12 protein-coding genes and 1 riboswitch are annotated in these 12,658 nt (G+C 74.2%); of the genes, 9 read left to right on the forward strand and 3 right to left on the reverse strand.

Annotated elements, in window-relative coordinates; translation table 11 throughout:
• The first annotated feature begins 65 nt into the window (after nucleotides 1–65).
• Both JQN72_RS03235 and pdxH read left to right on the forward strand, forming a co-directional pair.
• Nucleotides 66–1,346 carry an MFS transporter gene (locus tag JQN72_RS03235; protein ID WP_307812390.1) on the forward strand — a complete coding sequence of 427 codons (1,281 nt, stop codon included), beginning with the start codon at nucleotides 66–68 and terminating at the stop codon, nucleotides 1,344–1,346.
• A 105-nt stretch (nucleotides 1,347–1,451) separates the two neighbouring features.
• Entirely contained in the window at nucleotides 1,452–2,129 is a 678-nt protein-coding gene (gene pdxH, locus JQN72_RS03240) for a pyridoxamine 5'-phosphate oxidase (protein WP_204133728.1), read from the forward strand.
• Nucleotides 2,130–2,286: 157 nt separating this feature from the next.
• Here the strand turns inward: pdxH and JQN72_RS03245 are convergent, their stop codons facing one another.
• Both JQN72_RS03245 and JQN72_RS03250 read right to left on the reverse strand, forming a co-directional pair.
• Nucleotides 2,287–3,042 carry an SDR family NAD(P)-dependent oxidoreductase gene (locus JQN72_RS03245; protein WP_204133729.1) on the reverse strand — a complete coding sequence of 252 codons (756 nt, stop codon included), beginning with the start codon at nucleotides 3,040–3,042 and terminating at the stop codon, nucleotides 2,287–2,289.
• Nucleotides 3,039–3,779 carry a hypothetical protein gene (locus JQN72_RS03250; RefSeq protein ID WP_204133730.1) on the reverse strand — a complete coding sequence of 247 codons (741 nt, stop codon included), beginning with the start codon at nucleotides 3,777–3,779 and terminating at the stop codon, nucleotides 3,039–3,041. The genes JQN72_RS03245 and JQN72_RS03250 overlap by 4 nt, the downstream gene beginning before the upstream one ends.
• A 97-nt stretch (nucleotides 3,780–3,876) precedes the next feature.
• Here JQN72_RS03250 and JQN72_RS03255 point away from each other — a divergent pair, with 97 nt between their 5' ends.
• The 7 genes from JQN72_RS03255 to JQN72_RS03285 all read left to right on the forward strand — a co-directional run bounded on the left by JQN72_RS03255 (nucleotide 3,877) and on the right by JQN72_RS03285 (nucleotide 12,068).
• Nucleotides 3,877–5,091: an MFS transporter gene (locus JQN72_RS03255; RefSeq protein ID WP_204133731.1), complete on the forward strand. Its 1,215-nt coding sequence runs from the start codon at nucleotides 3,877–3,879 to the stop codon at nucleotides 5,089–5,091.
• A gap of 9 nt (nucleotides 5,092–5,100) precedes the next feature.
• A complete protein-coding gene (locus JQN72_RS03260; RefSeq protein ID WP_204133732.1) occupies nucleotides 5,101–5,799 on the forward strand; it encodes a metal-dependent transcriptional regulator in 699 nt (232 codons plus the stop codon).
• Between the two features lie 112 nt (nucleotides 5,800–5,911).
• The gene (locus JQN72_RS18170) at nucleotides 5,912–6,706 is read left to right on the forward strand and encodes a hypothetical protein (RefSeq protein ID WP_239100038.1); all 795 of its coding nucleotides are present in this window, start codon (nucleotides 5,912–5,914) and stop codon (nucleotides 6,704–6,706) included.
• 215 nt (nucleotides 6,707–6,921) lie between these two features.
• Nucleotides 6,922–7,074, forward strand: a riboswitch (cyclic di-AMP (ydaO/yuaA leader).
• A 2-nt stretch (nucleotides 7,075–7,076) separates the two neighbouring features.
• Nucleotides 7,077–7,892: a C40 family peptidase gene (locus JQN72_RS03270; RefSeq protein WP_204133733.1), complete on the forward strand. Its 816-nt coding sequence runs from the start codon at nucleotides 7,077–7,079 to the stop codon at nucleotides 7,890–7,892.
• A gap of 218 nt (nucleotides 7,893–8,110) precedes the next feature.
• On the forward strand, nucleotides 8,111–10,366 hold the full coding sequence (locus JQN72_RS03275) for a bifunctional diguanylate cyclase/phosphodiesterase (RefSeq protein WP_204133734.1): 2,256 nt from the start codon (nucleotides 8,111–8,113) through the stop codon (nucleotides 10,364–10,366).
• Entirely contained in the window at nucleotides 10,363–11,814 is a 1,452-nt protein-coding gene (locus JQN72_RS03280; RefSeq protein WP_307812391.1) for a glycosyltransferase family 2 protein, read from the forward strand. Before JQN72_RS03275 ends, JQN72_RS03280 begins: the two co-directional genes overlap by 4 nt.
• Nucleotides 11,811–12,068, forward strand: coding sequence for a hypothetical protein (locus JQN72_RS03285; RefSeq protein ID WP_204133735.1), 258 nt, complete (start codon nucleotides 11,811–11,813; stop codon nucleotides 12,066–12,068). The genes JQN72_RS03280 and JQN72_RS03285 overlap by 4 nt, the downstream gene beginning before the upstream one ends.
• Nucleotides 12,069–12,082: 14 nt before the next feature.
• On the opposite strand, the gene JQN72_RS03290 is transcribed toward JQN72_RS03285, so the two are convergent.
• Nucleotides 12,083–12,628: an O-acetyl-ADP-ribose deacetylase gene (locus JQN72_RS03290; protein WP_204133736.1), complete on the reverse strand. Its 546-nt coding sequence runs from the start codon at nucleotides 12,626–12,628 to the stop codon at nucleotides 12,083–12,085.
• Nucleotides 12,629–12,658 lie beyond the last annotated feature (30 nt).

Raw genomic sequence — 12,658 nt, forward strand, 5'->3', positions numbered from 1 at the left:
GCTAGCGGCCGGGGCGCCCGCGGACCGCCCGCGGGTCGGCTCTGCCCACGGGGGATGATGCGAGCGTGCTGCGCTCGCTCCTCCCGGACCTCACCCCGATGCGGCGCAACCCCGACTACCGCCGACTGTGGACCGGCTTCACGCTGTCCAACGTCGGCTCGCAGATGGCCGTCGTCGCGATCGGCCTGCAGGTGTACGACCTCACCGGGTCGACGGCGTCGGTGGGGGTCGTCGGGCTGTTCGCGCTCGTCCCGCTCGTCGTCATGGGCCTCTACGGCGGGGCGCTGATGGACCACCACGATCGCCGGCTCGTCGGGCTCGTCGCATCCGTCGTGGCGTTCGCGACGAGCGTCGTCGCCGCCGCGCAGGCCTGGGCCGGCGTGCAGTCGGTGTGGCTGCTGTACGTCGTCGTCGCGGTGTGGAGCGGGGCGGCGGCGGTGTCCGGCCCGGCCCGGACGAGCATCTACCCGCGCATCCTCGAGCCCGAGCAGCTGCCCGCGGCCAACGCGCTGTCGGTGTTCGCGATGAACACCTCGCTCACCGCGGGTCCGCTGCTCTCCGGCGTGCTCGTCGACCTCGGCGGCTACCGGGCGGCGTACACGGTCGACGCCGTCCTCACCCTCGGTGCGCTGTACAGCCTCTGGCGGCTGCACCCGGTGCTGCCCGAGCCGGACGAGGACGGCGCGCCCCGCCGCCGAGGGGTGCGCTCGGTGCTCGACGGCTTCGCGTTCCTCGGGACGGCGCCCAACGTGCGGATGACGTTCATCGCGGACATCGCCGCCATGCTGCTCGCCCAGCCGCGGGTGCTGTTCCCCGCGGCCGGCGCGGTGGTCCTCGGCGGCGGCGCGACGACTGTCGGCGCCCTGTACGCGGCCGCGGCGGTCGGCGGCATCCTCGCGATGCTCCTCTCCGGCCGGCTCGGTGGCGTGCGCCGGCAGGGTCTGGCGATCCTCGTGAGCGTGGCGGGCTGGGGCGTCGGCATCGCGGGGTTCGGGGTGGCGCTGCTCGCCGCCGGCGGCGTCCTCGACCGGCGACACGCGTTCCTCGGCGCCCTGGCCGCGATGGCGTTCGCGGGCGCGGCCGACTCGGTGAGCGCGGTGTTCCGCACGACGATCCTGCAGTCGGCGGCACCGGACCGGATGCGCGGGCGGCTGCAGGGGGTGTTCATCGTCGTCGTCGCGGGTGGCCCCCGGCTGGGGGAGCTCGCCGGGGGCGGCGTCGCCGAGCGGCTGGGCGAGGGCTGGACGGCCGTCGCCGGTGGAGCGGCGTGCGTGGGCGCCGTCGTCGTGCTCGGGCTGTGGCAGCGCGGCTTCGTCCGCTACGACGCCCGCCACCCGACCCCGTGACACCCGCCTCTTCTCCGCGGTCCGCACGCCGGCGCCTCCGGGGCGCCCGGTCACGCGGGGGCCGGCGGCGGAGGTCGGGGCGCGGGGCGGCCTAGGGTGATGGCCATGGACCCGCGGCGCGTCGACTACACCGGTGAGGGCATCAGCGAGGACGAGCTGCTCGGGACGCCGTACGCGCAGGTAAAGGCCTGGGTCGACGACGCCGTTACGCGCGCCGACGCGCAGGACGACGTCCCCGAGCCCTACGCCATGGCGGTCGCGACCGTGGACGCCGACGGCCGGCCGAACGTGCGCACCGTCCTCATGCGGTTCTTCGACGAGCGGGGGCCGGGTTTCGTCACGGCGACGACCTCGACGAAGGGCCTGGAGCTCGGGGCGAACCCGTCCGTCGCGGCGGGGCTCACCTGGCCGGCGATGTTCCGCGCGGTCCGCTTCCGGGGCCGGGCGGTGCCCGTCGACGCCGCCGAGCTGCGCGCGTACTGGGCGTCCCGGCCGTGGGCCTCGCGGATCTCGGCCTGGGCGTCGCAGCAGTCGCAGCCCGCCGGGTCGCGGGCCGACCTCGAGGCCGCGTTCGAGCAGCGGGCCGCGCAGTTCCCGGACCACGGCTCGGACGATGACGTGCCGGTGCCGGACTTCTGGGGCGGGTACCGCGTCGTGTGCGACGAGGTCGAGCTCTGGGGCGGCCGGCGGGACCGGCTGCACGACCGCATCATCTACACCCGCACCGGGGAGGGCGACCTCGGAGACGCCGCGTCGTGGGCGGTCTCCCGTCGCCAGCCCTGACCGCGCCGCCACCACGACTTTCTCGCCTGGTGCCGGAACCTCGCGTCGCGCACCCCGAAGTTCGGGGTGCGAACCGCCACCTTCCGGCATGAGGCGAAAAAGGGTGGGACCAGGGGAGCGGGGGGGGCGGGGAGCAGGGAAGGTGCGGGGTGGTGGGTCAGGAGATGCGGTGCACCTTGTGCGGGGCGGCCTGGGCCCGCGGCTTGATGACGAGGAGGTCGACGTTGACGTGGGCCGGCCGGGTGGCCATCCACACGACGGCGTCGGCGACGTCCTCGGCGACGAGCGGGCCGGGCACGCCCTCGTACACCTTGTCGGCCTTCTCCTGGTCGCCGTCGAACCGGGTGAGCGAGAACTCCTCCGTGTGCACCATCCCGGGAGCGATCTCGGTGACCCGCACCGGCTCGTCGTAGAGCTCGAGCCGCAGCGTCTCGGTCATCACGTGCACACCGTGCTTGGCCACGGTGTAGCCGCCGCCACCCTCGTACGCGAGCAGCCCGGCGATCGACCCGACGTTGACGACCACACCCTCGCCGTCGGCGGCCCGTAGCGCCGGCAGCAGCGCCTTCGTCACCCGCAGGGTCCCGAGGACGTTCGTGTCGTACATCCGCTGCCAGAGGTCGAGGTCGGCCTCGGCCACCGGCTCCAGCCCGAGCGCGCCGCCCGCGTTGTTGACGAGGACGTGGACGGTCCCGCCCGCCACCTCCGCGAGCCGGGCGACGTCGGCGTCGACGGTGACGTCGCAGGTGACGGCGACGCCACCGACCTCGGCCGCGAGCGCCTCGACACGGTCGGCCCGCCGGGCCGCGCACACGACCCGGAAGCCCTCTGCGGCGAGCAGCCGGGCGGTGGCGGCACCGATGCCGCTGCTCGCGCCGGTGACGACCGCCGTGCGCGGTTCCGTGCTGCTCATGACGTCACCGGGGGTCGGAAGCTCGCGGGGTCGACGGCGATCCAGGTGGACTCGGCACGGCCCAGCATCTCGCCGTCGGCCGCGTGCAGCACCGACGCGGCACGGTGTCGCCGGCCGTCCCCGCCGCGCTTCCAGGCCGTGACGACGAGCTCCTCGCCGGGGCTCGGCACCCGCCAGACGCGGGCGGTCATCGTGCCGAGGACCATCGGGCGGCCCGCGACCCCCGCCGCCCAGCCGCCGGGGCAGTCGAGCGCCGCCCACGACACGGCACGGCTGACGTCCTCGGTGACGGTCCAGGTGGTGGCGTACCGGCCCGAGCCGTCGGCGAGCGGGCCCGGGCGCAGGTGCAGGCCGTCGCCCTGCGGGCGTGCGGTGCCGCACGCGAAGCACAGCGGGAACGGATGGTCCGCCGCGCCCTCGTAGCGCTCCTCGGCGGCCCGCGCCTCGTCGGGAGTGGCCGGGGCGGGCACCGGCTCGTCGAGCTCGGCGACCGGTGACCCCGTGGCGACGAGGACGTCGCCGTCGAGGAGGCGGAGCACCGGGGTGCCGCTCAGGACCTCGGGGTCGTCGGCGACGACCGCCATCGGGCGGTCGAGCGGGGGCGGCGAGCTCAGCCGGACGCTCACGGCGGGGGCGTCGATGGCGTTGCGGACGTGGGACGCCAGGGCCCCGCCGACCCAGCCGCCGTTCGCCGAGTCGGGCGGCCCGCAGTAGTGCCGGGGGACGGTCAGCTCCACGCGGCCAACCTAACCGAGGCCGCCGCCGGAGGACCATGGGTGGCGCGCTCGGGGTCCGGAAGGAGAGTATCTTGATGTCGAGATAGTCGGGAGGGGTATGGCGGAGGAGTTCTCGCTGCGGCGGGTCGCGGTCCCGGCCTTCGGGCCCACGGCGACGTGGTCGGTCGGTCTCGGCGCGGCCATGCCGGTCATCGCGCTGAGCGCCCGGGACCTCGGCGCGTCGGTCTCGCTCGCCGCTCTCTTCGCCGGCCTCGGCACGGTGGCCGAGCTCCTCTCGGCCGTCCCCGCCGGCGTGCTCGTCGACCGGTTGGGGGAGCGCCGGGCGCTCGTCCTCGCGGGCGTCGCGGACGCTGCGGCCTCGTTCGTGGCCATGCTCGCCCCGTCCCTGTGGGTGTTCGCCCTCGCGATGGTCCTCACCGGGCCGACGGGTGCGGTCTTCCTCCTCGCCCGGCAGTCCTACCTCACCGCCGCGGCGCCTGTGTCGATGCGTGCCCGGGCGATGTCGACGCTCGGCGGGGTCACCCGCATCGGGCTGTTCGTCGGCCCGTTCCTCGGCGCGCCCCTCGTGCACGCGGCGGGTCCCCAGGCCGCGTTCGGCATCGCGGTCGTCGGTGGCCTCGTCGCGGCGGCGGTCGCCTGGGCCTCACCGGACCTCGGCGCGCACGCGCGACCCGTGGGCGCGGCCCACGAGGTGGCCCGGGTGCCGGTGCTCGAGGTCGTCCGCCGGCACCGGGCGGTGCTGGCGACCGTCGGGCTCGGCGTCCTCGCGATCGGCCTGGCCCGGTCGTCCCGCGTCGTCGTCGTCCCGCTGTGGGCCGAGCACGTCGGGCTCACGGCCGCCCAGACCTCGCTCGTGTTCGGGGTCGCCGGCCTCGTCGAGGTCGTCCTCTTCTACCCGGCCGGCTCGCTCATGGACCGCCGTGGCCGGGTGTGGGTGGCGTTTCCCGTCACCGTCCTGCTGGGGCTCGGGCTGCTCGTCCTGCCACTCACCGGATCGCTCCTGGCCGTCGGGGCCGTGGCTGCCGTCATGTCGGTCGGCAACGGTCTCGGCTCGGGCATCGTCATGACGCTGGGGGCGGATGCCGCGCCGGATGTCGGCCGCGCCCCCTTCCTCGGCGTGTGGCGGCTGCTCTCCCTCGTCGGGCACAACGGTGCCTCGGTGGTGGTCGGGGGGCTGGCGGCGGTGGCCTCGATCGGGGCCGCCAGTGTCGCCGTGGGCGCGCTCGCGCTGGTCGGGGGCCTGTGGCTCCTGCGTTGGCTGCCGCGCTACGACCCGCGACGGGCGGCGCCGCCCGTCGGTGCGGCGGACTAGGCTGGCGGGGTGACGGACCTCATCGACACCACGGAGATGTACCTCCGGACCATCTTCGAACTCGAGGAAGAGGGCATCCCTCCGCTCCGGGCCCGTATCGCCGAGCGGTTGGGGCACTCCGGGCCCACCGTCTCCCAGACCGTCGCCCGGATGGAGCGCGACGGTCTGCTGAGCGTCGGGGGGGACCGCCACCTCGAGCTGAGCGAGGAGGGGCGTCTGCTGGCCACCCGCGTCATGCGCAAGCACCGCATCGCCGAGCGCCTGCTCGTCGACGTCATCGGTCTCGAGTGGGAGTACGTCCACGAGGAGGCCTGCCGGTGGGAGCACGTCATGTCCGACCGCGTCGAGCGCAAGATCCTCGAGATCCTGCCCAGCCATCTCGAGTCGCCGTACGGCAACCCGATCCCGGGCCTCGACGAGCTCGGTGAGGTCGGCGAGGTCGTCGACTTCCGGCTCGGGCTCAGCACCCTCGACAGCGTGGCCGCCGCGGACCCCGTGGAGGTCGTCGTGCGTCGGATCGGCGAACCGGTCCAGGTCGACCACGAGGCGCTCGGCCTGCTCACCGAGGCCGGCCTGCTCCCGGGGCAGCCCGCGCAGGTGCGTCGTGACGGGGACCGGGTCGTCGTGAGCCGCGACGGCGCGGACGAGGCCACCGGCGTCTCGCTGCCCCTCGACATCGCGACCCACGTCTTCGTGGCCCCCGTCTGACGGCCGTTCCTGAGAACACGCCCAGGCAACGCGTTACCGAAACGTGACGTGAGGGCCTCCGGTACCGTACGGTGACTCGCGAGTAGTACACCGCCCCGGAAGAGATCTGCCTGTGCGTTCCACCCGCCACACCGGTCGTCGCCGCGCGCCTGGCCGCGTACGCCGCCTGCCCGACGGCTTCCCGCGCCTCGGCGCCTCGTTCGCGATGAAGTCTGTCGCGAGCCTCGGTGTCGTCGGCGGCGCCGCCGTCGCCCTGACCATCCCGGCCGAGATCGCCGACGCCGGGACCGAGCCCGCGGCCGTCGCCGCCGACTCCCTGACCGCCGCGGCGCTCGTCGAGCGAGGCTCGTCCGAACGCGCCTCGCGGTCGGACTCCCGGGAGGTGCCCGCTCCCGCCGTCTCGGCTCCGGCCGGCGCGACGCCACGCCAGCCCGAGGCCGTCGGCGTCGGTGGCGTCAAGGCCGTCGCGAAACCGACGCCCAAGCCCACCCCCACCCCGAAGCCCGCGGCGGAGAGCTCGCCCTCCGGGTCGTCGAGCGCCTCGGTCACGGCCAAGTCCTGGTCCGGTTCGCTCACCGGCAGGTGCACGGGCATCGGGCTCATCCCCAACGCGCAGCGACTGTGCTCGGCCGTCGACTCCGCCTACGGGCCGCCGTCCATCGGCGGACGCCGGGCCTCCAACGACGAGCACGGCACGGGCCAGGCCATCGACTTCATGATCGGCAGTGCGGCCCAGGGGGACGCGATCGCCGCGTACGTCCAGGCGCACGTCGGTGAGTTCAACGTCAAGTACCTCATCTGGCAGCAGCGCTACTGGGCTCCCGGCGAGGGCTGGAAGATGATGGCCGACCGCGGCTCCGCGACCGCCAACCACTACGACCACGTCCACGTCACCTGCAACTTCTGACGTCGACCACGAGGCCCCGACCGGACACCTCCGGTCGGGGCCTCGTCGCATGTCGACGGCCAGCCGGGGCGACCGGTCCGGGTGACGAACCCTGAGAGATTCCTTCGTGACCGTTCTGTGACCAGGGGCCGTTCCGGTGCTACGTTCGTCACGGCTCGACCACGCATCGGTCGAGCACCCGTGGCGGACGCCGAGTCCTGTCAGTCGCCGCGGGCCCTCGTTGACAATCCGCTGGCAGGAGCGGGGGACCCAATTCCGGGGCCGTGTCCGCACGGTCCCTCGGGGTGAAGCCGGACGGCCCTCGGGCCGCACGGCCGGGCGACCTCAGCCCGAACCCGACAGCTGACCCCGCAGGCTCGAGAGGTGTGTTGTGTCCGATCGCATGTCCGTCGGGCGGCATCGCAGTGCCGACCCGTACAGCCCCGTCGCCGAGCTCTCGACCATCGTCCGTACCGCCGCAGGCGCCGGTGCCCGAGCGTCCGCCGTCCTGGCCGCCTCCGGCGGTCTCGCCGCCGCCGTCGCCGTCCCGGCCCACGGCCACCCCGCCCTGATGGGCGGGTCGTCCACGTCGTCGTCGGCCTCCTCGGCCCTCGTCGCCGCCACACCCGCCGCGTTCACCACGAGCGGTGCGGCACAGAAGCCGGCCGTCGTCGCCCCGGAGGTGGCCGCCCCCGTGGCGTCCGACCCCGTCGGCGTCGCCGGCATCAAGGCCGTCGCGAAGCCCAAACCCGAGCCGAAGCCGAAGGCCGAGACCGAGCAGGTCGTCCAGGAGGCCGTCCAGGAGCGTTCCCGCACCGCCGCGGCGAGCCGCTCGGTCACCCGCTCCGCCCCGGCCAAGGCCGTCCCGCAGTCCTCGAGCCAGGTCGTCAACATCGCCCGCGGACTGCTCGGCATCCCCTACTCCTACGGCGGGACGAGCCCCAGCACGGGCTTCGACTGCTCCGGCTTCACGTCGTACGTCTTCGGCAAGGCCGGCATCTCGCTGCCGCGCACGGCCTCGCAGCAGCAGGCGGCCGCCACGCCGGTCAGCGACCCGCAGCCCGGTGACCTCGTGTTCTTCGGCTCCCCGGCCTGGCACGTCGGCATCTACACCGGCAACGGGATGATGATCGACAGCCCGCGCGAGGGGAAGTCCACCTCGGAGCGGTCGCTGTTCAGCGGCGTCAGCGGGTACGGCCGCTTCTGACCTTCCCGGACGCCCCACCTCGACGGACCCCGGACGATCTCGTCCGGGGTCCGTCGGTGTCGTGTGTCGTCGGTATTCCCGTCCGGTCCGGTCCCGGACGTTCGGACGGGATGTCCCCACCGACCGGTCCGAACGACCCACTCGACGTGCGCGGCGACGGGCCCCTCGGAGACAATCGGGCGGCAAGCAGAGGCCCACTCATGTCCAGGATCACCGGCGTGCTCGTTCGCACCGTCCTCTTCGCCCTCGCGTTCGCCCTCGCGACCGCGGTGGGTCGAGCGACCGTCGTCCCCGAGAGCAACCTCGCCCTCTTCTGGCCCGCGGCAGGCATCGCCGCGCTCTGGGGCGTCGTGGCTCCGACCCGGCGCCAGGTCCTGGCCGTCGCGCTGGTCGTCGGTGTGATCTCGGGTGGGGGCAACGTCCTCACCGGGTTCCCGGTCCTCGCGGGGATCGTCCTCGGCGCGGCGAACGCCGTCATCGCCGTCGGCTGCCGCGGGGTCATGTCCTGGCTGCGCAGGTACACGGCCGCGGGCGTCGACCGGAACCGTCTGACCCGCCTGCGCGACGTCTACCGCTTCGTCGCCGCGACCGCTGCCTCGGTCATCCTGAGCACTCCCGTCGGGATGTTCGGCCTCGAGCTCGCCGGGACGGCGCCGAGGTGGGAGGACGCGCTGCTGTGGGTGGTCCGCAACGCGGCGGCCGTCGTCGTCATCGCCGGCCCCGGTCTCGCGGTGCGGGACACCCGCGGCCAGGTGACCCGGGCCCGGCTGCTCGAGAGCCTGCCGACGTTGCTCGTCACGCTCGCCACCCTGTGGTTCGTCTTCGGCCCGGGGCACACCCTGCCGCTCAGCTTCCTGCCCATCGCCCTCGTCCTGTGGTCCGCGTTGCGCCTGCCCCTGCCGCTCGCGGCCGCGCAGGGCCTCGTCGTCGCCGTGGGGACGTTCGCCCTCGTGCGTGGCGTGGACGGCGGGCCGTTCGGTGCGATCGGATCCGGCCCCGCCCTCGCGGTGACGTTGCAGGCCTACATGCTCGTCGTCGTCGCCCTCTCGCTCGTCATCGCGACGGTCCAGTGGGAGCGCGACCGGCTGCTGGACGAGGTCGCACAGGCCGCCCTCGACGCGAGCCACCAGGCGGACCACGACGCGCTCACCGGGCTGCCGAACCGGCGCCGTCTCGACGCCGCCCTGCAGCAGCACCGAGCCCGGACCGGGCCGGACGAGCCGGTCGGGGCCCTGCTCCTCGTCGACCTCGACAACTTCAAGGAGGTCAACGACACCCTCGGCCACGCGGCGGGGGACGAGCTCATCGTCACCGTCGCCGAGATCCTCCGCGGGTCACTACGCGAGAACGACCTCGTGGCGCGGCTCGGCGGCGACGAGTTCGCCGTCCTCCTGCCGGAGGCGGACCAGGCGGGAGCCCGGGTCGTCGCCCACGGCATCGTCGAGCGGATCCGGCACTGGAGCAGTGCGCAGGGCGGGGTCCGGCGACGGGTCACGGCGAGCATCGGGGTCGCGACCTTCGCCGCGGCAGCGCAGCGTGGGGTCGCGCCCCTCGTCCTCGCCGACATGCTCCTGTACGACGCGAAGGAGGCCGGCCGCGACCGGCTCGCGGTCCTCGGGGCCGACGGCGCCGACGAGCCGCGCACCGGGGCCCGGCTCGAGGTGGCAGCCCGGGTGGAGGAGGCCATCGCCCGCGACGTCCTCACCCTGCACCTCCAGCCGGTGCTCGACCTCCGCACCCTCCGGATCGTCGGGGCAGAGGCGCTGGTCCGGCTCACCGACGGCGGCACGCACGTCTCTGCCAGCGAGTTCGTCGACGCCGCGGAGCGGGCCGGGCTGGCCTCGCGGCTCGACTGCTGCGTGGTCCGGAAGGGGGTCGCGGTGCTCGCCGGTCTGCACGACCGGGACCCGGGGCTCTCGCTCGCACTGAACGTCTCGTCCCACTCGGTGGGGGACCCGGCACTGGAGGCGACCCTCACCGGCGCCCTCGAGGATCACGCCGTGGCCGCCGGACGCCTCGTCCTGGAGATCACCGAGACCGCCGCGGTCGCCGACCTCGCCTCGGTGCGGGCCTTCGGGGACATGGTCGGAGCCCTGGGCGCCCGCGTCGCCATCGACGACTTCGGGGCGGGCCACGGCTCCTTCCAGTACCTCAAGCACCTGCCGTTCGACATCGTCAAGATCGACGGTGGCTTCGTCGAGGGCTCGCCCCTGTCGAGCACCGACCAGGCCATCCTCCGCTCGGTCGTCGGCCTCGCGCGCGACCTCGGGGCCCGCACCGTGGCCGAGTTCGTCACCGACGACTCGGTGCTCGCCGTCGTGCAGGAGCTCGGCGTCGACCTCGCGCAGGGGTACCTGGTCGGCGAGCCGGTGCCGGTCGAGGAGTTCGTCACGCGGTACCTCCCGGGCGGTACGGGGCGGTGGACGACGGAGGGCCCGCAGCCGAGGGCGGTCTCGCGGACCGGGTCGCCGTGAGCAAGCGCAGGCACCTGGAGCGGGGGGTGGGTGTCGTCATCCTCGGGATGGCCGCGGGCGCCGGCGTGATGCTGTGGTTCGGACTGGCCCTGTCCGACCCGGCCACCCGGACCCCTCCCCAGGAGGGGGCGCTGTTCGGGGTATGGCGGGTGCTGTACGACACCCAGGCGCCGACGGTCCCGCTCATCCTCGTGGCCGTCGCGATCGCGGTGCTCCTCGCCCTCGGGGTGGCGACGATCGAGCGCCGGATCGCCACCCGGTACCGCCGGTCGGAGGACGTGGTGGGCACCCCGCTCGCTCCCAAGCCCGTCATGGCACGCACCGCCGGGGTCTACCACGGGCCGGTCACCGTCACGGTGCTCATCCCGGCGCACAACGAGGGCGACCGGATCGCGGCCACCCTGGACTCCCTCGCCGACCAGGAGGAGGGCCCGGACCGCGTGATCGTCGTCGCCGACAACTGCACCGACGACACCGAGGCCATCGCCCACGAGCACGGCGCGGAGGTCGTCCGCAGCGTCGGCAACAGCGACAAGAAGGCCGGGGCGCTCAACCAGGCCCTCGCCCGGCTGCTGCCGGACCTCCGCGAGAACGACTGCGTCATGGTCATGGACGCCGACACCGTCCTCGACCAGGGGTACCTGACCACGGTGCGCCGCAGGATGGCCGACGACCGCGCCCTGATGGCCATCGGAGGGCTCTTCTACGGCGAGGAGGGTGGCGGGGTCCTCGGACAGCTCCAGCGCAACGAGTACACCCGGTACAGTCGGGAGATCCGGCGCCGCCGGGGGCGGCTGTACGTCCTCACCGGCACGGCCTCGGTGTTCCGTTCGGCCGCTCTCCGCGAGGTCGCCGCGCAGCGCGGGCACGGTCTGCCGGGACGCACCGGGGACGTCTACGACACCGCGGCCCTCACCGAGGACAACGAGCTCACGCTGGCCCTGAAGTCGCTCGGGGCGCTCATGGTCTCCCCCCAGCAGTGCTCGGTCGTCACCGAGGTCATGCCCACCTTGAAGGCGCTGTGGGCGCAGCGGCTGAGGTGGCAGCGCGGAGCGCTCGAGAACCTCGGCGCCTACGGGGTGACGCCCCAGACCCTGCGGTACTGGGCGCAGCAGCTCGGCATCGGTTACGGGGTGGTCGCCCTGACGGCGTACTTCGTCCTCATCGTCACGATGGTCCTCGCCCTCGACGAGCCCGTCGTCTTCCCCTTCTGGGTCACGATCGGCGCCGTCTTCGTGGGCGAGCGGGTCGTCACCGCGTGGTCCGGCGGGTGGCGGGCGCGGCTGCTCGCGGTGCTGCTCCTGCCCGAGCTCCTGTACGCCTCGTTCCTCAACCTCGTGTACGTCCGCGGTGTCTACGACATCCTCACCGGGCGGCGTGCCCAGTGGCAGCACGTCGTCACCTCCGCCGACGGCCGGGTGTCCGTCCGGGACGGTGGGCGCGTATGAGCTCGTTGGTCCCCACCGGCCTCGTCTTCCCGGAGTCCGTGCTGGCCTCGGGCTGGTTCGCTGTCCTCGGCGTGTTCGTCGCGATCAACACCGTGATGTACGTGGCGCTCGCGGTCGGCAAGATGCTCCCCAAGGTCTACGTGCAGGACTGGACCCGGCGCCGGTACACCCGTTCCCAGACGCGGTCCATCCACCCGGACGCCGACGAGGCCCGTCGCCCCGACCGGCCTGGGGCGCCGCCCGCGGGGTCCTGAGGGAGACGTACCGCTCAGCGCGGACGGTCGCGGGCGTCCAGGGCGGCGCGGAACGCCGCGAGGAGGGTGTCCGAGAAGAGGACGAAGCGGACGAGCCCCGGTGTCCCCGTGCGGGTGACCTGCTCCACGACGGACGCCACCGCGACGACGGCGGCGTCCTCGGCGTCCCACCCGTAGGCTCCTGCACCGACCGCCGGAAGGGCGACGCTGCGCGCGCCGAGCTCGTCGGCCACCTGCAGGCTGCGGGTGAAGCACGAGGCGAGCAGGGCCGGGTCGGTCTGCCCCCGGTTCCGGTTGGGGCCGACGGTGTGGACGACCCACCGGCACGGCAGGCGACCGGCCCCGGTGGCGACGGCGTCGCCGACCGCCAGCCCGTCCCGGTGGCTCGTGTTCCGCAGCCGGCGGCACTCCTCGAGGAGCCGTGGGCCGGCCGCCGCGTGGATGGCGTCGTCGACCCCGCCGCCACCGAGCAGCGTCGAGTTGGCGGCGTTGACGATCGCGTCGACCCGTTCCGCGGTGATGTCCCCGCGGACGGCCTCGAGGACGGTCGGGGAGCTCACGGCCCGAGTCTGCCCGAGGTCGGGTGACCC

This window comes from Phycicoccus sp. CSK15P-2 (genome assembly GCF_016888005.1).
In the GTDB taxonomy this organism is placed as follows: domain Bacteria; phylum Actinomycetota; class Actinomycetes; order Actinomycetales; family Dermatophilaceae; genus Phycicoccus.

Coding starts and splice junctions, on each gene's coding strand:
- pdxH (WP_204133728.1), top strand. CDS start 1,452: ATGGACCCGCGGCGCGTCGACTACACCGGTGAGGGCATCAGCGAGGAC.
- JQN72_RS03245 (WP_204133729.1), bottom strand. CDS start 3,042: ATGAGCAGCACGGAACCGCGCACGGCGGTCGTCACCGGCGCGAGCAGC.
- JQN72_RS03255 (WP_204133731.1), top strand. CDS start 3,877: ATGGCGGAGGAGTTCTCGCTGCGGCGGGTCGCGGTCCCGGCCTTCGGG.
- JQN72_RS03285 (WP_204133735.1), top strand. CDS start 11,811: ATGAGCTCGTTGGTCCCCACCGGCCTCGTCTTCCCGGAGTCCGTGCTG.